This is a genomic window from Streptomyces sp. NPDC012474 (assembly GCF_042955185.1).
GTDB classification, from domain to species: domain Bacteria; phylum Actinomycetota; class Actinomycetes; order Streptomycetales; family Streptomycetaceae; genus Streptomyces; species Streptomyces cahuitamycinicus.
On record NZ_JBIBEP010000022.1, the window covers coordinates 124,458 to 147,876 of the forward strand.

A 23,419-nucleotide genomic window follows, 5' to 3' on the forward strand; every position below is an offset into this window, starting at 1 on the left:
GCCGCGTGGAGAGAGTGTAGAGATGGTCCGGCCCCAGCACCCGAACCTGATCGACCAGCAGCGCAGCAAACTCATCAACCGCACCCTGAACATCCCCCGCCGCCCCCCGCCACCGGGCGAGGTTGTACCGCGTGGAGAGAGTGTAGAGATGGTCCGGCCCCAGCACCCGAACCTGATCGACCAGCAGCGCAGCAAACTCATCAACCGCACCCTGAACATCCCTCACCACCCCCCTATACCGGGCGAGGTTGTACCGGATGGAGAGGGTGCTTGGGTGGTCCGGCCCCAGCACCCGGATCCGGTCGATCAACAGCGCAGCAAGCTCATCGACCGCGCCTCGTACATCCCCCGCCGCCCCCCGCCACCGGGCGAGGTTGTGGCGCGTGGAGAGAGTGTCGGGGTGATCTCGCCCCAGCACCCGGACTCGATCGATCAACAGCGCGGCGAACTCATCGACCGCACCCTGAACGTCCCCCACCTTCCCCTGCCACCAAGCCAGGTTGTGGCGCGTGGAGAGAGTGTCGGGGTGATCCGGCCCCAGCACCCGGACTCGATCGATCAACAGCGCGGCGAACTCATCGACCGCACCCTGAACTTCCCCAGCCTCCCCCCGCCACCGGGCGAGGTTGTGGCGCGTGGAGAGAGTGTCGGGGTGATCCGGCCCCAGCACCCGAATCTGATCGATCAACAGCGCAGCAAGCTCATCGACCGCGCCTCGAACATCCCCCACCACCCCCCGCCACCGGGCGAGGTTGTGGCGCGTGGAGAGAGTGTCGGGGTGATCCCGCCCCAGCACCCGAATCCGGTCGATCAACAGCGCAGCGAACTCATCGACCGCCCCCTGAACATCCCCCACCACCCCCCGATACCGGACGAGGTTGTGCCGGGCAGTAAGGGTGTCGGGGTGGTCCCGGCCCAGGTGTTGGGTGGTTGTGTCGGTGAGATTGCTGTAATAGTCCCGGGCGGCGGTGACCTGCCCGGTTTGGCCGAGGCTTGTGCCGGCCTCGAACAGGACGGCGTGGGCGTCGGGCTGGTAGAGGGCCGAGGTCGTGCTCTCGTGCAAGGCGGTGGCGTTGGCGCGCAGGGTCTGTTGCAGGACCGGGTCGCGTCCGTGGCCCGGCCACAGGGCCAAAAGAGCGTCGGCGGCGCGGCGGGCGAGCGGGTGGCGCTCCTTCACGGGGGTGGTGTCGCGGGCTGCTCGGGCGGTCAGAGCATGGATGCGCACCAGTCCAAGGCCCCCGTTCCCGCTGGAGGGCTGGTGGGTGGTCAGGCTGTAGCGGTCCAGCAGGAGCAGGCAGGCGCGTATCTGGTCGGCGTGCACCCCGCTCAGTCCGGGAATGGCGCGGGGGATGGCGCGGAACGTGCGCGGGCGACTAAGGCGCTGCCACCGCCGAGGGCCCGGCCCGGTCAGGGCGGCAAGTGCCTCGGGATTGGTCCACAGGGTGGCGGGGGAACCGTTGGGGTCCAGCCGGGCGACAGTGTCCAGGATCGCGCGGGCCAGGCCGGGGCGAGCCTCTTGGGCTTGGACGGCGTCGAGGTTGATGAGCATGGTGGTGTGCACGGCCCGCGCGTAGCCATCGGCGCCGTCGCCAGGCAGCACATCTGCCAGCATCCGGCCGGGTTCGGCCAGCATCCGCGCGTAGGCAGCGGGGGTGATGTCTCGGTTGTTGTCCAGGTAGGCGGCCGCGTGTGACAGAGCCAGCGGCAGCCTCCCCAGCAGGCTGGCGATGGATGCGGCCGGGCACCGGTAGTCGTTGCAGGTGCCGGGGTGGTCAGGCAGGCCGGGGGCACGCTGATGCAGGTAGTCGTGGGCCTCGGCCTCGGTGAAGACGTCCACGTCGACGCGGGTGCGTCCGGCGGCCAGGGCCTTGCGCTGGCGGGTGGTGGCAAGCACCCAGCCACGAGGGTGAAGGCGGGGCCACCAGTCCAGTACCTGGTCCAAGTCCTCGACGTCGTCGATCACCACCAGCCAGCTGCGGTCGGTGGCCTGCAGCCACTCCAGCAGGGCCCGTGCATCGGCTTGGTCATCTTCGCCGTACACACCCGGAACCCTGATCCGGGCTGCGGCCTCCGCGAAGTCTGCGAGAAGCTGCCCCGTTCCGCCCATAGCCGTGGTCCACACCGCCAGGTCCGCGTTGGAGTCCATGTAGTAGGAGGCAGCCAGTTGGGACTTTCCGACCCCTCCCTCACCCACCAGCACCCGCCCTGACTCAGCTGGCTGCGCGAGCACCACGTCCTGGCCGTCGGCGCGGGCCGCCTCCACCAGCGACCGCAGAGAGGGCCGGGGCTGGAAGGAGGATGCCAGCGGCGGCACCGCGCCCACCCGCAACGGCCACGGCACCTCAGGCAGGACGTTGTTGACGGTGCTGTGGTTGATCACGCGCGAGCCCGGCGCGAGCGCGGAACCCGGCGCGTCACCGCCGACCGCGACATCCCTGGCCCGGACAGTGCGGCGGCCCACGAAACGGGGCTCACCGCCGACGCCGTCCTTGTCGTCCGCGCCGGTGCCCCTGCTCAAGAGCGGGTCCGCTTGGCGCGCTTGCCCAGCGCCGCATCGTTCGCGTCGCCGCCCACAGCGATACCGTCCGGCCCCGACTCCGCGTCCACCTGTCCGCCGCCCGCACTGGGCGCACGAGCGGATGCCGGCCCGACAACCTGTGAATCCTCACCCAGAGCAGCACCGTTCGCATCACCAGCGACCGCCACGCTGCCACCCCGCACCCGCCGCACCGGCCCGGGAGCGGTACGGAAGAACGCCACGACCGACACCACCAGCCCCGCCGCCGACAGCACGGTCCCCACCACCCCGGCCACCTGCGAGGCCTCATTCAACCGGCCCATCACCAGCATGACCACCAACCCCGCCGTCACCAGCAGAGCCGCCACCGCGCACACACCCGAAACCCAACGCCCCACGAGCACACCCCCGAAACTTCCCAGCACATCCGAAACCGGGCACCACAAGACGGAGTCTCCCAACACCACCCGCCCAATGTCAGCAACACTGCGCGTTCCGACCCGAGGAGCAACCGCTCGTGAGGACACCTCAGCCCGCCAATTGGTTCTGTAGCCACTACAGAGGGCCCATCACGAACCAGCGTTTGCCTCTTCGTCCTGAATCAGGCCCTGGAAGATCGTCTACCTGTGCGCTAGGTCAAATTTGCAGGTCAGGGCATTGGGGCGCATTGGTCTCCGTCGGCGCCTCAGGGGCCCTGACGCAAGATCATCTCCAGGATTTCTCCAAGACAGCACTCGGGCCAACTGCGCGCTATGCAGGAGTCAGCGTGTGGTCCGCAGTTCCGTGACCCGCTGTCTGACACTGACCACCTTGGCGCGAGCCTCGAGACTAGGCCCTACTGCGCGGGACTGGAACGGCGATGTACAGCTCCCGGAGGCCGTGCCTGGCGGCATGGAACGCGGCCGCGATTTCGCGTGCCTTCTGCTCGCTCTTGATCGCCCATATGGAGATGCAGTCAGGTGCGATGTTGGCCTGCGTCACCGTGCCGTCAGAGACCAGTACTTCAATCGTGGAATGTAGGACAGCCACCGCCTGCTCCGGATGGTGGGCCCGCTGCTGGCAAAAGCGTCAAGCTCCACCTTCCAGCCCGATCCCTGACGAGCGATGTAGACAAAGATCGCATCGTTGGCCTTGGCGCTCCTGTAGGCCGTGTGGTGGGCGTCCGGTTAGGTGCAGTCGGGGGTGAGCGCAGCGGGGAGAGGCGTTCCAGAAGTCGGCATGTTCACATCGTCGCAGGCGCTCACGCTGCCGAGGGGCGCGCGACCAAGGCGGGCCGTAGGCCCACGGTCGGACAGTGGATGGAGACCTGCCTTGACCGGCATCGCGAACCGGAAGCTCAAGCCCCGCTCGCTGGACGACTACTGGTCCAAGACCCGCAACCACATCGTTCCCGGCGTCGGGAAGCACCGCATCGACAAGCTCACCCCCGAGCACCTTGAGCAGATGTACCGGTCCATGCTCGATGCCGGTCACGCACCGTCCCACGTGGTCAAGGTGCACCCCATCCTGTCGCGGGCCCTGAAGATTGCCCACCGCCGCCGGATGATCGGCGAGAACGTCGCCACGCTGGTCGACCCGCCCAGCATCGACGAGACCGAGACGAACCCGTTCACCCGGGAAGAAGCAAAGCACTGTCGTGGGTGACACCGGGATTTATGGTCGCGCGCAACTCGCCGACGAACTCTTGGAAGGCGGCCTGCTTCTCGGGGATCGCGAGCGCGGCCTTGATACGGGTGACGTGGCGGTCGGCGATCTGGGCGATGTCCTTGGCCCAGTCTTCCCAGTAGTGGCGTTCGCCGACCTTGTCGACGATGCGGGCGTAGATGGCGTCCCGCCAGTCGCTTACGGAGAAGAGGGCGTCCTGGATGTGCTGGGCGCTCTGGGCTTCTTTATCCTTGGCGGCCTGGGCGCTGTCGGCAGTGCTGGAGCCGTCCTGGTCGCCGATCGTCTCATCGTTGGGCCCGATACTGCCAATGCCGATTTTGTTGTCGGGCTTGTTCTTGTTGAGCTCGATCTGGTTGACCGTCGCGTTGAAGCGGTCGTCGTGGGCACAGAGGGCCTGGAGGACCTGCCAGACCGTCTTGAAGCGCTCGTTCTTCTGGAGGGCCGCCTCCGGCGACATACCCGCGGGGATAGCGACGGGCAGGATGATGTAGCCGTAATTCTTGCCCGGGGCCAGGCGCATAACGCGGCCGACTGACTGGACGACGTCGACCACCGAGTTGCGGGGGTGAAGAAAGAGGACGGCGTCCAGGCTCGGGACGTCGACGCCTTCGGAGAGGCAGCGGGCGTTGGAGAGGATGCGAGCCTGGTTCTGCCCGGGGTCTTGCTTGAGCCAGTCAAGGAGCTGGTTGCGCTGCAAGGTGTTGAAGGTGCCGTCGACGTGGTCGACCTCGCAGTGGAGCACGTCGTCGTCGGCGTCGTCGTAGGCGTCGACGACCTCGTTGAAGCGGTCGGCGATCGGACTTGGAGTCGGCGATGGAGCGGGCGAAGGCCACCGCCCGCTTCATGGGGGCCTCCTCCTCTCCGAAGCCAGAGCCGTCGGCGAAGGTGCCGGTGCGCTTGGCCATTGCGTTCCAGCAGCCGATGATCTTCGCGGCGTCATCGAGGTTGAGCTCGGAGGATCCGCCAGCGATGCCCTGCTGGAGGGTCTTGGCGACTACGCCAGAGGAGAGACTATCGCGAGTACTTGATCGGCAACAGGCTGTAACTGGACGTTTGAGCGGCTATCGGTCAAAGCCCGGGGGCCGCTCCCTCCAGGGGCGGGCTGGTCGGCGGCCTGAGCGACCGCTGTAGGCAATTCCGTGGTTCTGCAAAGCCAGCCAGTTCGCCTGTCGTAGCTATGCGCAAGATGCTTCGAGCGAGCGGTTCGGCGCGACGATCAGACCGCGCCGTTGGACGGCCTCCCGCGTAGTCGGCGTCTCCGGGCGGACAGGCCCGCACGAGACGACGCCGATTTCTTGCTTCCGGACGCGTGCGTCAGCTTGAGAGGGGTGCGTCGCTCGACCAGAACGTGGACTTCACGTTCGGCGCCGGCAACTCCTGCTTCGAGTAGTCAGGGCCGTTCGGCTTGCTGGTCGGCTGAGCAACCTCGGACTCCTTCACACACGGGGTGGTGACGCTCAGGTGTGCTTGGCCATTGGGCCCGATCAGGACTTCGAGCTGGAAGCCGTCCTGTGTCTTGAAGTGGGCAACGAGCCCGTTCGGACTCGTGGCGACGAGCTTGTAACCCTTGCTCTTCCAGTGGCGTTCCAGCACGCCGAGGAAGCTGCCACGCCGCTCGGCAGAGATGATCGTCATGACGGCACGATCGCGGTCTACATAGCAGTCACCCGGCATCGAGTACCTAGGTGTCCACTCAACGGGAGGCTTGATGGCCGCAAACGCCTCGTCCAGGATCTTGTCCGCCCTATCGGCGGCCTCTTGCAGGTTCATCTTCGATTGGCTTTCGTTGCTTGAAGACGCGGAACCCGTCGTGTCGCATCCGGCAAGAAGCAGTGCCAGCACTGCGGCCGCTGCAACCCTTTCCCTCATCGCGGCGTCTCCCTTATGACGTATTCCGGATGTCCTGCGACAATGGCGGCGATATTTTGTGCAGAGACCCTGTCTTTCCCTTCTTCCGGAGAAAAGTAATTGCTGTGAGCTTCGATATCCAACTTCGAACCAAAAATGTCGGGGAAGGACGGCTGAACAAGCTCTGGTCCGGGCAGGGTCTCGAATCTGTTGGCGCCGAACGCTTTGCTTGCCGGATCCTTGCCGAACCAGATGTCGTCGTCACCCTGGTCAGCGACCTCTCCTCCGAGGTACGCGCCAGGCGGCCCTCCCCCGAAGAATCCCATGGTTCCTGCCACAGCTTCCTTCGATGAAGGGAGCTTGGTGACGATGTCGTTCTCCGCCGCGCCCACCCAGACGTGATCCTTGCCCACACCCAGGTCCTCCGCCTTGTCAACGCCGACGCCGGGACTTCCGACGAGAATGATGTCATCAGCGCCCGGAATCCCTCCCGCCTCCTGCGTGGCGCCCCCTACCAGCCGAGAACCATAGGAATGTCCGATGGCGGTGATGTGAGGATCGGCATTCTCATTGGTTGCCGAAATTCCACTCATGAAACTGTTGTAGGTGGGCGCGCCGCGCTCGGCGTCGGTGGCAGTCATCACATCGATCGATTGAGGTGCATCGTAGCCGAGCCATACGATCGACGATGAGGAGGGATCGAACTTCTGGGCTTCCGTAGCCGTATAGTAGGCGCGTTTCACCGTACCATCGGAAAATTCAGAGTTGAGTTTGGTGCCCAAGCCAGGCGCATAAGCCGAGACGTTCTTTGAGGTGTCAGGGTTCCCATAGGCGACGATCGCCCTCCCGTTCCCTTCGAGACCGATGCCCAGGAGGAACATTGGTGGCTGGCCTCCCGCGTTGAGCTTGTTCTGGATGCCCTTAAGCCCTTCGAGTTTTTCCTTGGATGCCTCGTCGTGCTGGCCCTCCAACTGCGCGATGAGGAGGTGAATGTTCTCCCGGTTCGCCTCGTCCCGGACCGTTGACGGGATGCCGTCCAAGTTGCCGATGATTTCCGGGAAGGCCGCCTTGTACTCCTCACGCTCCTCATTGCTGAGGCTGTCCCACCACTCTTTACGGTCGGCCGGTGACTTGTCCCAAGGGATGTGATCCCGGAGGTATTCACTGGCCGCTGAGCTCACACTATCGACATCGGATGCCACGTCCGCCCATGTCTTGGTGTCGACGTTCAGCCCCGGCGCTGCCTTGAGCTTGTTCAGCGCCTTGCTATACCGGTCGTCGATCTCCTGGGCTTCCCGTACGGCGTGGGCGATGCGGTCGGCGATGTCCACAGCTTTGGCATGGTGCGGGTTCGGGTTCTTGAACTGAGGGTTGTTTGGTACCAGCCCCGGTGATTGCAATCCTGTGTCGTTGCCGGTGATCATGCCGTTGTTGCCCAGGACTGTGCCGCCGGGGATCGGCTCACCAGTGAGCTCGTTCTTACCGCCAGCGGGATACGTGATGGTGCCGTCCTGGTTGACGGTGTATGCCAGCGCTGCCGCATCGTCCAGAGCCTCAGTCAGGCGACGCTTGGGAGCGGAAATCTCGGACGAAAAGCCGTCGAGAGCGCCGGTGATCAGGCCGCATTCCACCTGGGTGTAGTGGAAGTTTTCCGACAGCTTCCGCAGCTGCTTGAGTGCCGCGTCCGCAGCCTCACCCTCGTTGGCCTTCCGCATGGCTGCGGTGATTTGCTTGTCGATGCGTTCCTTGGCTGCGTCGGCCATGCCGCTGATCGCGCGGTACCCGTCCGCTGCCTCCGCGTACTCGGTCGGCTTGAGGGCCTTGAGCGTCAAGTGGTCCATGTGCCCGGGTCACCGCCCCTTGGCCTGGCCGCCGGTGGGCGGGTCCTCGTAGTACTCGGTCTTCAGCTTGGCGATCTCGGCCTTGATGGCCTCGTCGGTCCGTAGCTGATCGTTGCCCGTCTTCTCCAGCACGCCGGCAAGCCCGTCGCACACCTCGCCCACGTCCTTGACGTAGCGCTTCCAGGAGTCGTAGACATCCTGCTGGGCCGCCGCGGTCAGGCACCCGGTTCCCTTCCCGAGTCCCGTCTGGCCCACCTCCATCTTTGCCCACGCCTTGCCGAGGTCTTCCCGCAACGATCCGACGTCTGCCCCCGCCTTGGTCCACGCCGCCTTGTCGGACCTCAGCTTGCCGACCCCGCTGCCACTGCCAGCGGAGCTGGTGCCGCCTTGGTCGGCGGGCAGTTGATTGAGCTGCATCTGCGTGGTGTGCCGCTCGACCGCTGCGGCCTTGAGCTGCTCCCACTCATCCCACGCCATGCGCGGTCCTCCCCGTGTCCTGATGGTGCGTCGCCGAGCGGAAGTGAACCTGTGACCGCATCGCGGCGGTGACCGAGACGTACCGTAACGCCTCTACATCACGTGCCCCATCCGTATCGGCCACGATGGCGTCTGAGTATCTGCACTCAGGCGGAACCCGGTTCTCGATCGGATGGGGTGACGCTGCCACATGGGTCCGAAGGCGTGTACGGAGGCGGCGTGAGCCCCGTTGCTGCGTGGGGGAATTGACTGGCGGCGGCCGCGGACGTTGGGAGTGCAGCCGCAGGTGTGCGACGCCTGCGGACGACGGCGGAGACCGCGATCGCGGCTCCGAGGAGTGCGACAGCGCCGATGCCCAGCGCGCCCCAGGGGGTGCTGCCGCCTTCAGACGCGGGTGCCGTCGTGGCGGAGCCGTCGTCCGTTGCCGGAGCGTCGGCGCCTGTGCTCTCCGAGGTCTGAGGGGATGGTGCATTCGGTGCCGCGGCTGCGAGGTCGGGGAGCGGGTACGTGTCGGCGGGGCCCGGGTCGCCGGGGTTCTGCAGGGCGATGCGGGGGCGGACGATGCCGTAGCCGATGGAGTCGTTGCGCTCGGCCTCGTCGGTGGGGGCGCCGATGGTGTTGAGCATGACTCGCAAAATCTGGTTGTTGGTCCAGGTCGGGTGCTCGGCCCAGATCAAGGCGGCGCTGGCGGAGGCGAGGGCAGTTGCGTCGCTGGTGCCGTGGCCCCGGCACAGCCCGGTCTCGCTGTCACAGGCGTGCACCATGTCCTCGCCCGGGGCGGCCATGTCCACCTGCGGTCCGTACTCCGACTCGGCGGTCCTGCGCAGATCCTTGCCCACCGCCGCCACACCGACCACTCCCGGCGTAGCGGCCGGGTACATCACCTCGTTGGCCCCGTCTCCGTTGTTTCCGACGCCAGCGAAGATCAACGATCCCTTCCCGAGTGCGTACTTCACCGCTGCGGTCAGCTGCGGCGAGCCCTCCGTAGCCGCCTGAGAGACGTCCTCCTCCTCGCCGAAGCCCTACGGACCTACCCCATCTGCCTGCTCTACCCCGTCGGCTACGTCGACCGAGTCCAACGCCTTCCCCTTCAGCACTCCGACCCGACCTGGGATGCCATGCGCTGGTTCACCGGCGACAGCGAGGACTTCGGCATGGAAGACGACATGCTCCGCAACTTCCGCGCCCACGTCCGCCACCAGCGCGCCGCCCTGGCCGCCCTGAAGGGCGAAGAGCACCAGCGCTGGAAGGCCGAGACGGCACCCAACCAGGCCGAACGCGAGGAAGCCGTACTCGCCCAAGCCGACTACGCCGAAAGGGCGCTGGAAGCCAAGTACCGGCTCCGCAGCGCCCGCGCCTTCATCAGCGAAGACGGCGGCACACCACCGCACCTGCCACCAGAACTCGCCGACGTCGACCCACCCGTCGGCGACACCACAGAGGAGAATGATCTTTGAAGGGTTCCACCCACCGCCGCTGCTACTGCCGCGACCCCCACACCGGTAAGCCACTCGGCAAGCAGTGCCCGAAGCTCTCCAGCCGCAAGCACGGCTCGTACTCGATACGCCAGGAGCTTCCGCCCCGCGAAAACGGCACCCGCCGCTCCTTCAGCCGCGCCGGCTACGAGAGCCTCAAGGCGGCCCAGGCCGATCTCGACCACATACGCGCGCTGCTCGGCCTCGCCGACACCGACGACCCTGAAGGCATGGCGCTGATCGCCGCCATGCTGGAGGAGGTCGGCGACGAGAAGTCGCCACTGCCCGATGTCGAGGAGACCCGGCGGCGCCTGAAGTCCGGTCAGGACCTGATCGGCCGTCTGACCGTCAGCGAGTGGCTCGACCGGTGGCTCGACGGCAAGCGCATCCGCAAGTCGGGGCTCACCCGCTACGAAACCGATATCCGGTTCCATTTGAAGCCCCGGATCGGCCACCACCGTCTCGACCGCCTGCGCGTGAGCCATCTCAGCGAGATGTTCACGGCCATAGCCGACGGTAATGCCGAGATCCTGGAACAGAACGCCCAGCGCCGGGCCGCGGTCGAGGAGTTGGCCACCGTGCCGTGGAAGGGAGCGGGCAACCGCGCCCGCCGCAAGGTGATGAAGGCGGCGATCGATGCCATGCCGCCGTTCCGGCGTGTGACCGGTCCGGCTACCCGGCTGCGCATCAAGGCCACGCTCCGGTCTGCGTTGAACGACGCGATCGGCCAGCAGATCCTCACCTTCAACCCGGCGGCGCACGTCGAGCTCGATCCGGTGCGCAAGCCGAAGGCTCTGGTGTGGACGGACGCGCGGGTCGCCAGGTGGGAGCAGACGGGTGAGAAGCCCTCGCCTGTGATGGTCTGGACGCCCGAACAGACTGGCGCGTTCCTCGACTTCGTCGCGGAGGACCGGCTGTACGCAATGTGGCATCTGATCGCCTTCCGCGGCCTGCGGCGGGGCGAGGCATGCGGGCAGCCCTGGTCGGAGACCAACCTCGATGACCACTCCCTGACCGTCTCCGCCCAGCTCGTCCAGGACGGGTGGGAGGTCGAGACCTCCGAGCCCAAGACGGACAGCGGCTTCCGCGTGGTCGCGCTCGACGACGACACCGTCAACGTCCTGAAGCGACACCGCGAACAGCAGGACGCCGACCGCGAGCAGTGGGGATCAGCCTGGGTCGAGACCGGCATGGTCTTCACCCAGGAAGACGGCTCCTGGCTCCATCCCGGGAAGCTGACCGACCTCTTCGAGCGCCTCGTCGCCGCCTCCGGCCTCCCGCCGATCCGGCTCCACGACCTCCGGCACGGAGCGGCCACGCTCATGCTCGCCGCCGGCATCGACGTGAAGATCGTGTCGGACACACTCGGGCACAGCGACACCCGCATCACGCGGGACATTTACCAGAGCGTCCTGCCGCAGGTCGGCAAGAACGCGGCCGAGGCCACCGCCAAGCTGGTCCCGCTTCAGAGGAAGACCCAGGCGGAGGAGGCCCGTCAGGCCACCAAGAAGGCCAAGGACAAGGCGAAAGCCGAGGCCAGGGCCAAGAAGAAAAGCAAGCGGAAGAAGCCCAAGAAGTAGGGCACCGGACCGCTCCGCTCACGCATCGCTCACGCAAGCCATCTCACGGCACCACGGCCGTGTGACGCGTCATGCCCCGAGCAAGGAAAAACCCCAGGTCACGGCGAGTGAGTCCTGGGGTTTCTCAGAGCCGCCTTCGGGATTCGAACCCGAGACCTACGCATTACGAGTGCGTTGCTCTGGCCATCTGAGCTAAGGCGGCGCGCTGTCCGCACTATGGTGCGATCAGCAACGACGGTAAGTCTACACAGTTTCCGAGAGTGCTCCGAACCAGCCCCGGGGCGGGCCCTCCGGGGCCGAGAGCAGGGCTATGAGCAGCGCTTTCCGTCAGTGGGCGGGGTGCCGCGCAGGAGGTAGGCGTTGATCGTCCGGTCGATGCAGGAGCTGCCGCGGCCGTAGGCCGTGTGGCCGTCGCCCTCATAGGTGAGCAGGCGGGCCGAGGAGAGCTGGCCGGCCAGGGCCTGCGCCCAGCGGTACGGGGTCGCCGGGTCCCGGGTCGTGCCGACCACGACGATGGGCGCCGCGCCCTTCGCCTCGATCCGGTGCGGCTCACCCGTGGCGTGCACCGGCCAGTACGCGCAGTTCAGTGCGGCCCACGCCAGGCCCTCGCCGAAGACCGGCGATGCCTTCTCGAACTCGGGCAGCGCCCCGCGCACGTCGTCGGGAGTGTCGAAGGAGGGCGGCAGGTCCAGGCAGTTCACCGCCGCGTTGGCGAACATCAGGTTGCTGTAGGCGCCGTCGGAGTCCCGCTCGTAGTAGCCGTCGGACAGGACGAGCAGCCCGGAGCCGTCGTTCTCCTGCATCGCCGACGTCAGCGCCTCGCGCAGCTGCTCCCAGGCACCCTCGTCGTACATGGCCGCGACCACACCGGTCGTGGCGAGGGACTCGGTGAGCTTGCGGCCGTCCCCGTCGGCCGTGGGAACGGGCTGCGTGTCGAGCTCCTCGAAGAACGCCTTGAGGTTGTCGCCCACCCGCTCGGGTGGGGTGCCCCTGCCGCCCAGCGGGCAGTCGGCCTGCCGTACGCAGTCCTTCGCGAAGGACCGGAACGCCGTCTCGAAGCCCGCCGTCTGTTCGAGGTTCAGCCGCCGGGCCGGCAGCGACGGGTCCATCGCGCCGTCCAGCACCAGCCGCCCCGCCCGGCCCGGGAAGAGCCCGGCGTACGTGGCCCCGAGGAAGGTGCCGTAGGAGGCGCCGACGAAGTTCAGCTTCTCGTCGCCGAGCACCGCCCGCACGATGTCCATGTCCCGGGCCGCCTCCACGGTGGACACATGGCGCAGCAGCCGGGGCGCGTCCGCGCCGCAACCCTCGGCGAACGTCCGGTACGCAGCGACCAGCCCGTCCGTCTCCTTCCCGTCGTCGGGCGTGGCGTCCGTCTGCGTGTGCATGTCCATGCCCGGCCCGTCCAGGCACTCGACGGGTTCACTGCGGGCCACGCCGCGCGGGTCGACCGCCACCATGTCGTAGCGGGCGCGCACCTCGGCCGGGTAGCCGATGCCCGCGTACGACTGGACGTAGCCGACCGCCGAGCCGCCCGGTCCGCCCGGGTTGACGAGCAGCGAACCGAGCCGCTTGCCGGGGCCCGTGGCCTTCTTGCGGGTGATGGCCAGCCGGACGTCGCCCGAGGACGGTTCGGCGTAGTCGAGGGGTGCCTTGAGGGTGGCGCACTCGAAGCCGGGGACACCGCAGCCGCGCCAGGCCGGCTTCTGCCCGTAGTACGACGAGAGCGCCGCGGGCGTGGCCTGCGGCAGCGCGACCAGTGCCGCCTCCGCCGCCGCGGAGGCCGCGGACGTCGTCGCGCTGCCGGAGGAGCAGGCGGAGACGAGCAGCGCGGCGGTGGCGAGGAGACCGGCGGCGGTCTTGGCCCGGTTTCGTGCCCTGCGGTGGAGAGCGCCGGAGCCGGAGGCGGAGCGGGGGGTGCGCCGTGTGTACATCCAGCGAGCGTAACTCTGGGCGACGGAATGAGTGCCGTGCGTGCGTGTCGTGCCTCGTACCCGTTACGGCGTCAACGCATGTCCGACGGGTGGTCCGACGCGTGTCTCCGGTCGAGGGGTCCGGCCCTTGTGTCCGGCACGCGTCCGCCCTCTGTGTCCGGCACGCGTATCCTGCCCGTGTGTCCGGTGCGCCTGCCCAGCCCCTATTACCCGGCGCGCGTATCCGCCCCCTGTGTCCTGCCGGTCCCTCAGCCCGCTCTGAGCGCCATCGTCATCGCCTCCACCGCGAGCAGCGGCGCCACGTTGCGGTCGAGGGCGTCGCGGCAGGCGGCGATCGCCTCGATGCGGCGGAGGGTGGACTCCGGGGAGCTGCCGCGGGCGAGGCGCTCCAGGGCGTCCTGGGCGTCCGCGTTGGCGATGGCCACGCGCGAGCCGAGCTGGAGGGCGAGGACGTCACGGTAGAAGGCCGTGAGGTCGGTCAGGGCGAGGTCGAGGCTGTCACGCTGCGTGCGCGTTCTGCGGCGCTTCTGCTTGTCCTCCAGGTCCTTCATCACACCCGCGGTGCCCCGGGGCATGCGGCCGCCCTGGGCGGCACCGAGAGCGGCCTTCAGCTCTTCGGTCTCCTTGGAGTCCATCTCCTCCGCGAGCTGCTTGGCGTCCTCGGCGGCCGCGTCGACGAGCTCCTGGGCGGCCTTGAGCGCGCCGCCGATGTCCTCGACGCGCAGCGGCAGCCTGAGCACGGCGGCTCGGCGTTCGCGCGCGGCCGGGTCGGTGGCCAGGCGGCGCGCCCGGTCGACGTGGCCCTGGGTCGCGCGGGCCGCGGCGGCGGCGACGTCCGGCTCGATGCCCTCGCGGCGGACGAGCATGTCGGCGATGGCGTCGACCCTGGGTGTGCTCAGGTTCAGGTGGCGGCAGCGCGAGCGGATGGTCGGCAGGACGTCCTCGATGGAGGGGGCGCACAGCAGCCACACCGTACGCGGGGCGGGCTCCTCCACGGCCTTGAGGACGGCGTTGGCCGACTTCTCGTTCAGCCGCTCGGCGTCCTCGACGAGGATGATCTGCCAGCGGCCGGTGGCCGGCGACGTGAACGACTTGCGGACGGTGTCGCGCATGTCGTCGGCGAGGATCTGCGCGCCGACGGCGGCGACGGTGGTGACGTCGGCGTGGGTGCCGATGAGTGCGGTGTGGCAGCCGTCGCAGAAGCCGCAGCCCGGGGAGCCGCCGAGGGCGCGGTCCGGGCTGACGCACTGCAGCGCCGCGGCGAACGCGCGCGCCGCCTGGTTCCGCCCGGCGCCGGGCGGGCCGGTGAACAGCCACGCGTGCGTCATCTTCGACGCCTCGGGCGGCGGGGTGCCGGTGGTGGCCGCGGTGACCAGGGCGTCGGCATCCCGGGCGGCAGCGGCCAGCTGCTCGCTCACCCTCTCCTGCCCGACGAGGTCGTCCCACACGGTCATGGGTCACGCCGCCCTTCCGTCATGTGCTGCGTTGCGAGATCCATTGTGGGGGCGACCACCGACAACGCCTGCCGCCCCCACCCGGCCCGCAGTGCGGAGGCCGGGCTCCCACGGTGGCCCGCCGGAGGCGTCAGCGCCCCCGGCCGCCCCGGCCCCGGCGTCCGCGCCTGTCGTCCGGCTCGTCGTCGTGCGGTCCGAGCAGTTCGTCCGCCAGCGACGGCAGGTCGTCCAGCGGCGTCTCCTCGGCCCAGTCGGACCTGCGGCGGCGCGGCGTACCGTCGGCGTCCACCTGGGGCATCTCCCGCGTACGGTCCTCGGTGCCGTCGGGCCGGGCGGCCGGGGCGTCCTTCCGGAAGTACTCGGGCGGAACCCGGTCCGTCGGTTCGTCCCCGCGCACCGGCGGGAGGACGGCCGTCTCCTCGGCGTCCTCCGGCCGGACCGGAGGCAGCACCGCCGTCTCGTCGGCCGCTCCGGAGGCCTCCCGGTCGCGCACCGGCGGCAGGACCTCGGTCTCGTCCCCGGCGCGAGGCGGGACCGGCGGCAGGACCTCCGTCCGCTCCCCGGCCGCCGGCGGCACCGGCAGCTCCGCCGTCACCTCGGCGTCGGACTCACCGGAGGACCGGCCCGCACCCTGCTCGTCGTCCCGTACCGGGCGCAGCACGGTCGTGTCGTCCCCCGCCCACCCCGGTGTCACCACCGGGGTGGGCACGGTCGCCGCGTCCTGAGCGGCCGCGGCAGAGGCGGCACCCTGCGCACGTGAGCTCTTCGAGGCGGAACTCTTCGGGGCGGAACTCTTCGGCCCAACCTCGGCCGCGGCGGCGGCCGCCTCCGCGAGCCGCCGTGCCTCCTCGGCCCGCAGCAGCGCCGCCTCGGCCTTGCGCTGCTTGTCCAGGCGGAGCGCCTCGGCCTCGGCGCGCAGTCGCGCCTCCTCCTCGGCCTGCTTGCGGCGGCGATCCTCGTCGGCCTTGCGGCGGGCCTCCTCCTCAGCGCGGGCCTTCTCCTCCGCGAGGAGCCGAGCCCGCTCCTCTTCTGCCTTCCTGCGCGCTTCCTCGGCCCGGCGACGGGCCTCCTCCGCCTGCCGTTCGGCCTCGCGCCGCTGGGCCTCCTCCAGCTCGCGCCGCTTGCGCTCCTCCTCCTCGGCGCGCAGCTTGGCCAGCTGCTCCTGGCGCTCGCGCTCCAGGCGCTCCTCCTCGGCCTTGCGGGCGGCCTCCTCCTCGGCCTTGCGGCGGGCCTCCTCCTCGGCCTTCTTCCGTGCCTCCTCCTGGGCCTTGATCTCGGCCTCGGACAGCGGCAGCACCTGGTCGAGCCGGTGCCGGACGACCGTCGTGACGGCCTCGGGCTCCTGGCCGGCGTCCACCACCAGGTACCGTCCGGCGTCGGCCGCGGCCAAGGTGAGGAAACCGGCCCGCACGCGCGCGTGGAACTCGGCGGGCTCCGACTCCAGCCGGTCGGGCGCCTCGGTGAACCGCTCACGCGCGGTCTCCGGGGCGACGTCCAGCAGCACGGTCAGATGCGGCACGAGCCCGTTCGTCGCCCAGCGGTTGATCCGGGCGATCTCGGTCGGCGACAGATCACGGCCGGCGCCCTGGTAGGCGACGGACGAGTCGATGTACCGGTCGGAGATGACGACCGCGCCGCGCTCCAGGGCGGGCCGTACGACGGTGTCGACGTGCTCGGCCCGGTCGGCGGCGTAGAGCAGCGCCTCCGCGCGGTGCGACAGGCCCGCGCTCGACACGTCCAGCAGGATCGAGCGCAGCCGCTTGCCCACCGGCGTCGCCCCGGGCTCGCGCGTCAGCACGACCTCGTGGCCCTTGGCGCGGATCCACTCGGCGAGCGCCTCGGCCTGGGTCGACTTGCCGGCCCCGTCACCACCCTCCAGGGCGATGAAGAAGCCGGAGGCCGCCTGCCCCTCCTCCGGGTCGTCGCCGCCGAGCAGCGCGTCCTTCAGGTCCTTGCGCAGCGGCACGCCGGAACGGTCGTCGACCTTGGCCAGCACCAGCGCGGCGACGGGCAGCAGCAGGGCGCCGGTCAGCATGAGTGTGAAGGCCGCGCCGCCGTGGGCGAAGACGAACTTGCCGCCCTCCAGCCGGTGCGGCCCGATCGCCGCCGCCACCAGCGGGGCGATCACCGCACCGAGCGCCACGCAGACCCGGACGACCGCGTGCAGGTGCTCCGTCGTGCGGGAGCGCCGGTACTCCTCGGTCTCCTGGTCGAGCAGGGTGTGCCCGATGTTGGCGGACAGGCCCGCGCCGACGCCGGCCAGCGCGAGGATCAGCAGCACGGTGGTGACGTCCGGGACCAGCCCGGCGGCCAGCAGGGAGACACCGGTGAAGGCGATCGTCAGCGCGAGCAGCCGGCGGCGCGACAGGGCGGGCACCAGGGCGGGCGCCGTACGGATGCCGACGACCACCCCGCCGGTCAGCGCGGCCACGAACAGGCCGTAGAGGACCGGGCCGCCGCCCAGGTCCTTGGCGTGCAGCACGGCGACGGCGACGGCGGCCGACACCGCGGCGGCGACGGCCGCGCAGGACAGGACCAGCAGCGGCACCGCGCCGGTACGGCCCTTGTCGGCGCCGGTGCCGGTCTTCGGGCGGCGCAGCCCCTCCAGCGGCGACCGCGCGCGCGGGGTGCGCGTACCGGGCAGCTCCAGGAAGGTCAGCACGGACAGGGACGCGGCGAACAGCCCGGCGGCCACGTAGGAGGCGAGGGCCGCCTGGTGCTGGCCGAACCAGTCGATGCCGGCGCCCAGCAGGTTGTTGAACAGGGCCGCGACGACCAGGGCGACGGCGGCGAGGGGGATCGCCACGAAGCCGGTGCGCAGCGACAGGCGGCGCAGGGCGTCCATGTGGTCGGGCAGCGGCCGGACCGTCGCGCCCTCCGGCGGCGGGGCGGGGAGCAGTGCGGGGGCCGCGCTCTCGCGGCACACCGTCCAGAACCGCTCGGCGACCCCCATCACGAAGGCCGTGACGAGCAGGACGGCCAGTGCGTTGTCGGGCGTCCAGTCGATCCACAGGGGCGCGACGATGAGCAGCGCCGCGCGCAGCCCGTCGGCGCCCACCATGGTCCAGCGGCGGTCGAGCGGGCCGTCCTGCGAGGTGAGCGCGGTGAGCGGGCCGAGCAGGACGGCGCCGAACAGGAGTGTCGCGAGGATGCGCACCCCGAAAACGGTCGCCACTGCGAACGCCACACCCCGGTAGCCGCCCCCGAACGAGCCCTCGGCGACGGCCGTCTGGAGCGCGAGGACGACCAGCACGAGAAGGGCGAGGGTGTCCCCCACGCCGCCCACGAGCTGTGCGCTCCACAACCGCTTCAGCTGAGGTCGTCGCAGCAGGGCACGGACGGCACGCTCGCGGGAGTCCGCGACCAGGGCGTCGTCGGGGGCGGGCTGAGGGGCCGTTGGGTGGTCGGCTCGCGTCATGCGTTCAGCCTATCGGGAGCCACCGTCACCCTGGGGGGCGCGGTCTGGCATGCGCACGCCCCGACACCGAAGTGTTGCCGGGGCGTTCGCTTTCCGAACCCCGGGCGAAGACCCGGACGCGGTGGTCCGGGTTCCGCACAGGGCTCGAACGACCTCAGTCCTCCGCGGCCTTGGCGGCGGTCACCGTCTTGGCGGCCGTCTTCTTCGCGGTGGTCTTCTTCGCCGTCGTCTTCTTCGCGGTCGTGGTCTTCTTCGCCGCGGTCTTCTTGGCCGTCGTCGTCTTCTTCGCCGGCGCCTTCTTGGCCGCCTTCTTCGCGGTCTTCTTCGCCGGCCCCTTGGCGCGCTTCTCGGCGAGCAGCTCGAAACCGCGCTCCGGGGTGATCTCCTCGACGCTGTCGTCGGAGCGCAGGGTCGCGTTGGTCTCCCCGTCGGTGACGTACGGACCGAAGCGGCCGTCCTTGACCACGACCGGCTTCTCGCTCACCGGGTCGGTGCCCAGCTCCTTCAGCGGCGGCTTGGCCGCGGCCCGGCCACGCTGCTTGGGCTGGGCGTAGATCGCCAGCGCCTCCTCCAGCGTGATCGTGAAGAGCTGCTCCTCGGCCTGGAGCGAGCGGGAGTCGGTGCCCTTCTTCAGGTACGGGCCGTAGCGGCCGTTCTGCGCGGTGATCTCCTGGCCCTCGGCGTCGGCGCCGACGACACGCGGCAGCGACATCAGCTTCAGGGCCTCGTCGAGGGTCACCGTGTCCAGGGACATGGTCTTGAATAGGGACGCCGTGCGCGGCTTGACCGCGTTCTTGCCCGTCTTCGGGGTGCCCTCGGGGAGGATCTCCGTCACATACGGGCCGTAGCGGCCGTCCTTGGCGACGATCGTGTGGCCGGTGGCCGGGTCGGTGCCCAGCTCGTAGTCGCCGCTCGGCTTGGCGAGCAGCTCCTCCGCGAGGTCGACGGTCAGTTCGTCGGGCGCCAGGTCGTCGGGGATGTCGGCGCGCTGGTGCTGCTCGGTGTCCTTCTCGCCGCGCTCGATGTACGGGCCGTAGCGGCCGACCCGCAGCACGATGTCGTTGGCCACCGGGAACGACGACACCTCGCGCGCGTCGATCGCGCCCAGGTCCGTCACCAGCTCCTTGAGGCCGCCGAGGTGGTCCCCGTCGCCGTTGCCGGCGTCGGCGGCACCGCCCCCGCCCGTGCCCTCGCCGAAGTAGAACCGCTTCAGCCACGGAACGGACTGCGCCTCACCGCGGGCGATGCGGTCGAGGTCGTCCTCCATCCTGGCGGTGAAGTCGTAGTCGACGAGGCGCCCGAAGTGCTTCTCCAGGAGGTTGACCACGGCGAAGGACAGGAAGGACGGCACCAGGGCCGTGCCCTTCTTGAACACGTAGCCGCGGTCCAGGATCGTGCCGATGATCGACGCGTACGTCGACGGGCGGCCGATCTCGCGCTCTTCCAGCTCCTTGACCAGGGAGGCCTCGGTGTAGCGGGCCGGGGGCTTGGTGGCGTGCCCGTCGACCGTGATCTCCTGGGCGCTCAGAGCGTCGCCCTGGGAGACCTGGGGCAGCCGGCGCTCGCGGTCGTCGAGCTCCGCGTTCGGGTCGTCGGCACCCTCCACGTAGGCCTTCAGGAAGCCGTGGAAGGTGATCGTCTTGCCGGACGCGCTGAACTCGACGTCCCGGCCGTCGGCCGCCGTGCCGCCGATCTTCACCGTGACGCTGTTGCCGGTCGCGTCCTTCATCTGGGAGGCGACGGTCCGCTTCCAGATCAGCTCGTAGAGCTTGAACTGGTCGCCGGTCAGTCCGGTCTCGGCGGGAGTGCGGAAACGGTCACCCGAGGGGCGGATCGCCTCGTGCGCCTCCTGCGCGTTCTTGACCTTCCCGGCGTACGTCCTCGGCTGCGGCGGCAGGTAGTCGGCGCCGTACAGCTGCGTGACCTGGGCACGGGCGGCGGAGACCGCCGTGTCGCTCAGGGTCGTGGAGTCCGTACGCATGTACGTGATGTAGCCGTTCTCGTACAGCTTCTGCGCGACCTGCATCGTGGCCTTCGCGCCGAAGCCGAGCTTGCGGCTGGCCTCCTGCTGCAGCGTCGTCGTACGGAACGGGGCGTACGGCGAGCGGCGGTACGGCTTGGACTCCACGGAGCGGACGGCGAACGGCGTCTGCTCCAGGGCGGCGGCCAGGGCGCGGGCGTTCGCCTCGTCGAGGTGGAGGGTGTTCGCGCTCTTCAGTTGTCCCAGGGAGTCGAAGTCGCGGCCCTGCGCGACTCGCCTGCCGTCGACGGTCTGCAGGCGCGCGACCAGCGACGACGGGTCCGACTGGTCTCCCGCGCGGCCAGTCGCGAAGGTGCCCGTCAGGTCCCAGTACTCAGCCGAACGAAAGGCGATGCGCTCGCGTTCCCGCTCCACCACGAGACGTGTGGCGACCGACTGGACACGGCCCGCGGACAGCCGCGGCATGACCTTCTTCCACAGGACCGGCGAGACCTCGTAGCCGTAGAGACGGTCGAGGATGCGGCGCGTCTCCTGGGCGTCGACGAGCTTCTGGTTGAGCTCGCGCGGGTTGGCCACGGCGGCCTGGATCGCGGCCTTGGTGATCTCGTGGAAGACCATCCGCTTGACCGGGACCTTGGGCTTGAGCACTTCCTGGAGGTGCCAGGCGATGGCCTCGCCCTCGCGGTCCTCATCGGTGGCGAGGAAGAGTTCGTCGGACTCCTTCAGCAGGTCCTTGAGCTTCTTGACCTGCGCCTTCTTGTCGGCGTTGACCACATAGATCGGCTGGAAGTCGTGTTCGACGTCCACACCGAGGCGGCGGACCTCGCCGGTGTACTTCTCGGGCACCTCGGCGGCACCGTTGGGAAGGTCGCGGATGTGCCCGACGCTCGCCTCGACGATGTAGCCGGGGCCGAGATAGCCCTTGATCGTCTTCGCCTTGGCAGGCGACTCGACGATGACGAGTCGGCGGCCGCCCTTCGCGGTCTCGCTGGTCGGGGACAACTTCGCTCTTCTCTCCGGTCGACGCTGGGGCCTCCCCGGAGTCGCTCACCGGGGCTGGGTACGTGCTGACGCTGCGGAGTGTGACGGTACATCCCGCCCCCGTGTCAAACGGGAAAAGCCCGCAACGGCCACTCGAACGGTAACCCGACTACCACCAATCCTGCCGCCCGGCGTAGCGGGAGCCGACCCGCCCCTGTGCGCAGTGCGACGCCCCGGTCACCCGCGGGCACGGCGCCGGAGGGGGCCTCAGAGGCGAGTGAAGCACCAGGTTCCGGCCGCCAGGGCGAGCACCGCGACGGCGCCGGCGAGGGTCGCCGACGCGACCGGCCTCACACCATCGGCGACGGGCCGGTCCTGACGCACGCGCGCCACCGTCCACGCCAGCAACCCGCCTCCGAACAGGGAGAACACCGCTCCCGCGAAGATCGCCGGTTCACTCTCCATGCCCCGCCGCGCCCCTTTTCCCCTGTCCGCGCATCCCCAGCCACGGGAGGCTGACACGCGCGGGCGGCGGGCAGGCGAAGCCGAGGTGAACGCAGGGGCGACCCGGTACCGGATCAAGGTCGTCCGGTTCCTCACGAACCTCTCGGACGAGGTGTTCAAATCGACTCGAATTTGTTGGCGAGCCGCCTCGAAGCCCCCGGGTCGCACCTCGGCGGTCCGCTCAGCGGACCGGCTCCAGGAACCCCTGCTCGACCAGCAGCCGGATCTGGGCCGGTGTGCGGTCGCGCAGCAGCACCGGGTCCTCACCGATCAGCTGGGCGATGGCGTCGAGGATGCGTCCCGCGCTCATCGTGCCGTCGCACACGCCCGCGAAGCCCGCGCCGACCGTGTCCACCCGGGTCGCCCGGCGCATGCCGCGGTTCTGCCGCAGCACCACATGCTCGGGGTCCTCCGCGCCGGGCATCCCGACCTGCTCCTGCACGACCTCGGCGGCGAGCCGGAAATGTCCTGCGAGCAGCGCGGCGTCGTCGTGGCCGCGCAGGTGGTCGAGCCGGTCGAAGTGGGCCCGGATCGTGTCACCGAGCGGCTGCTCGACCGGGTGCGGCCACTCCTCCACCGTGAGCGAGGGCACGGCGGCACTGGTCCTGCGCAGGGTGATCCAGCCGAAGCCGACGGCCTTCACCTTGCGCGCCTCGAACTCGTCGAGCCATGCGTCGTACCGGGCCTGGTACTCCGCCGCGTCACCCTCGTGGTCGCCCGCGTCACGCAGCCACAGCTCGGCGTACTGGTTGACGTCCTGCACCTCGCGCTGCACGATCCACGCGTCGCAGCCCCGGGGCACCCATGACCTGAGCCTGTCCTGCCAGTCCTCCCCTTCCACGTGCTGCCAGTTGGCGAGGAACTGCGCGAACCCGCCCTCGTTCAGCCGCTCCCCCGCCTCCTGAACGAGCGTGCGGCACAGATCGTCCCCGCCCATCCCGCCGTCGCGGTAGGTGAGCCGGGCACCGGGCGAGATCACGAAGGGCGGGTTGGAGACGATCAGGTCGTACGTCTCGTCGCTCCGCACGGGCCCGAAGAGGGAGCCCTCACGAAGGTCGGCGGCCGCGGTGCCGGACAGCGCCAGCGTGAGTGCGGTGATGTGCAGGGCACGCGGATTGCGGTCGGTGGCCACCACGCGCGTGGCGTGCTGCGCGGCGTGCAGGGCTTGGATGCCGGAGCCGGTGCCGAGGTCGAGCGCGGCGGCGACGGGCGTACGGACGGTGATGCCTGCGAGGGTCATCGAGGCGCCGCCGACTCCGAGGACGACGCCCTCCTCACGCCGGCCGATCCCGCCGGCGCCGCCCACCGCGCAGCCGAGGTCCGACACGATGAACCAGTCCTCGCCGTCGGGCCCGCCATAGGGCCGGATGTCCACCCTCGCGGCGAGTTCGTCCCCGTCGGCCCGGGCCAGCCAGCCGCTCTCCAGGCAGGCGTCCACGGGCAGGACCTCGGCCACGCGCGCGTGCGGCACGGGCTGCTGGAGCAGGAACAGCCGGACGAGCGTCTCCAGGGGCGTGTCCCCGCGGGTCGCCCGGAGCGCGGGCACGGTCTCGCTCCGGGCCAGCGCCGCGTACGCGGAGGCGCCGAGCAGTTCGAGCAGTCCGTCGGCGGTGAAGGAGGCCGCGAGCAGGGCGTCCCGGAGCCGGGCGGCGGCTTCGGGACGGTCGGAGGCGGGCAGCGTGGGCAGGGATGACTGGCTGGCGTTACTCACGCCCCCATTGTGGCCGCCGGTGCCGGCGCCGCACG

15 protein-coding genes, 1 tRNA gene and 1 pseudogene are annotated in these 23,419 nt (G+C 69.7%); 3 read left to right on the forward strand and 14 right to left on the reverse strand.

Features of this window, described 5'->3' with window-relative positions:
- Positions 1-2,518: tetratricopeptide repeat protein (locus ACFY9S_RS35105; protein ID WP_391136864.1), on the reverse strand; the 2,518-nt coding region annotated here is incomplete at its 3' end.
- Positions 2,515-2,886, reverse strand: coding sequence for a hypothetical protein (locus ACFY9S_RS35110; protein ID WP_391136867.1), 372 nt, complete (start codon positions 2,884-2,886; stop codon positions 2,515-2,517). The genes ACFY9S_RS35105 and ACFY9S_RS35110, both read right to left, overlap by 4 nt.
- A gap of 882 nt (positions 2,887-3,768) precedes the next feature.
- Here ACFY9S_RS35110 and ACFY9S_RS35115 point away from each other — a divergent pair.
- Positions 3,769-4,147, forward strand: a pseudogene (locus ACFY9S_RS35115) (integrase); the annotation flags it as partial.
- Here ACFY9S_RS35115 and ACFY9S_RS35120 read toward each other — a convergent pair.
- The 5 genes from ACFY9S_RS35120 to ACFY9S_RS35140 all read right to left on the reverse strand — a co-directional run bounded on the left by ACFY9S_RS35120 (position 4,128) and on the right by ACFY9S_RS35140 (position 9,278).
- Positions 4,128-4,925 carry a helicase-related protein gene (locus ACFY9S_RS35120; RefSeq protein WP_391136870.1) on the reverse strand — a complete coding sequence of 266 codons (798 nt, stop codon included), beginning with the start codon at positions 4,923-4,925 and terminating at the stop codon, positions 4,128-4,130. The pseudogene ACFY9S_RS35115 and the gene ACFY9S_RS35120 overlap by 20 nt on opposite strands.
- Before the next feature lie 572 nt (positions 4,926-5,497).
- A complete protein-coding gene (locus ACFY9S_RS35125) occupies positions 5,498-6,052 on the reverse strand; it encodes a hypothetical protein (RefSeq protein ID WP_391136872.1) in 555 nt (184 codons plus the stop codon).
- On the reverse strand, positions 6,049-7,872 hold the full coding sequence (locus tag ACFY9S_RS35130; protein WP_391136875.1) for an alpha/beta hydrolase: 1,824 nt from the start codon (positions 7,870-7,872) through the stop codon (positions 6,049-6,051). The genes ACFY9S_RS35125 and ACFY9S_RS35130 overlap by 4 nt, the downstream gene beginning before the upstream one ends.
- A gap of 9 nt (positions 7,873-7,881) precedes the next feature.
- Complete coding sequence (locus ACFY9S_RS35135; protein ID WP_391136878.1) at positions 7,882-8,349, reverse strand: hypothetical protein; 468 nt, start codon at positions 8,347-8,349, stop codon at positions 7,882-7,884.
- 146 nt (positions 8,350-8,495) lie between these two features.
- A complete protein-coding gene (locus ACFY9S_RS35140; RefSeq protein ID WP_391136881.1) occupies positions 8,496-9,278 on the reverse strand; it encodes a S8 family serine peptidase in 783 nt (260 codons plus the stop codon).
- Between the two features lie 189 nt (positions 9,279-9,467).
- Here ACFY9S_RS35140 and ACFY9S_RS35145 point away from each other — a divergent pair, with 189 nt between their 5' ends.
- Together ACFY9S_RS35145 and ACFY9S_RS35150 are read left to right on the forward strand one after the other, a co-directional pair.
- On the forward strand, positions 9,468-9,806 hold the full coding sequence (locus ACFY9S_RS35145; RefSeq protein ID WP_391136884.1) for a hypothetical protein: 339 nt from the start codon (positions 9,468-9,470) through the stop codon (positions 9,804-9,806).
- Entirely contained in the window at positions 9,803-11,404 is a 1,602-nt protein-coding gene (locus ACFY9S_RS35150) for a tyrosine-type recombinase/integrase (protein ID WP_391136887.1), read from the forward strand. The genes ACFY9S_RS35145 and ACFY9S_RS35150 overlap by 4 nt, the downstream gene beginning before the upstream one ends.
- Before the next feature lie 128 nt (positions 11,405-11,532).
- Here ACFY9S_RS35150 and ACFY9S_RS35155 read toward each other — a convergent pair.
- The 7 genes from ACFY9S_RS35155 to ACFY9S_RS35185 form a co-directional block, all read right to left on the reverse strand.
- A tRNA-Thr gene (locus ACFY9S_RS35155) sits at positions 11,533-11,606 on the reverse strand.
- Positions 11,607-11,712: 106 nt separating this feature from the next.
- On the reverse strand, positions 11,713-13,335 hold the full coding sequence (locus ACFY9S_RS35160) for an alpha/beta fold hydrolase (RefSeq protein WP_391136890.1): 1,623 nt from the start codon (positions 13,333-13,335) through the stop codon (positions 11,713-11,715).
- A gap of 248 nt (positions 13,336-13,583) precedes the next feature.
- Positions 13,584-14,789 (reverse strand): DNA polymerase III subunit delta', encoded by a 1,206-nt coding sequence (locus tag ACFY9S_RS35165; protein WP_391136893.1) that lies wholly within the window; start codon positions 14,787-14,789, stop codon positions 13,584-13,586.
- A gap of 130 nt (positions 14,790-14,919) precedes the next feature.
- Positions 14,920-18,207, reverse strand: coding sequence for a dTMP kinase (gene tmk / locus ACFY9S_RS35170; RefSeq protein WP_391136896.1), 3,288 nt, complete (start codon positions 18,205-18,207; stop codon positions 14,920-14,922).
- Positions 18,208-18,361: 154 nt separating this feature from the next.
- Complete coding sequence (gene topA / locus ACFY9S_RS35175) at positions 18,362-21,190, reverse strand: type I DNA topoisomerase (protein WP_391136898.1); 2,829 nt, start codon at positions 21,188-21,190, stop codon at positions 18,362-18,364.
- 246 nt (positions 21,191-21,436) lie between these two features.
- Complete coding sequence (locus ACFY9S_RS35180; RefSeq protein ID WP_102908099.1) at positions 21,437-21,634, reverse strand: hypothetical protein; 198 nt, start codon at positions 21,632-21,634, stop codon at positions 21,437-21,439.
- A 220-nt stretch (positions 21,635-21,854) separates the two neighbouring features.
- Positions 21,855-23,384, reverse strand: a complete 1,530-nt coding sequence (locus tag ACFY9S_RS35185; RefSeq protein ID WP_391136901.1) for a methyltransferase — start codon at positions 23,382-23,384, stop codon at positions 21,855-21,857.
- Between the last annotated feature and the right edge of the window lie 35 nt (positions 23,385-23,419).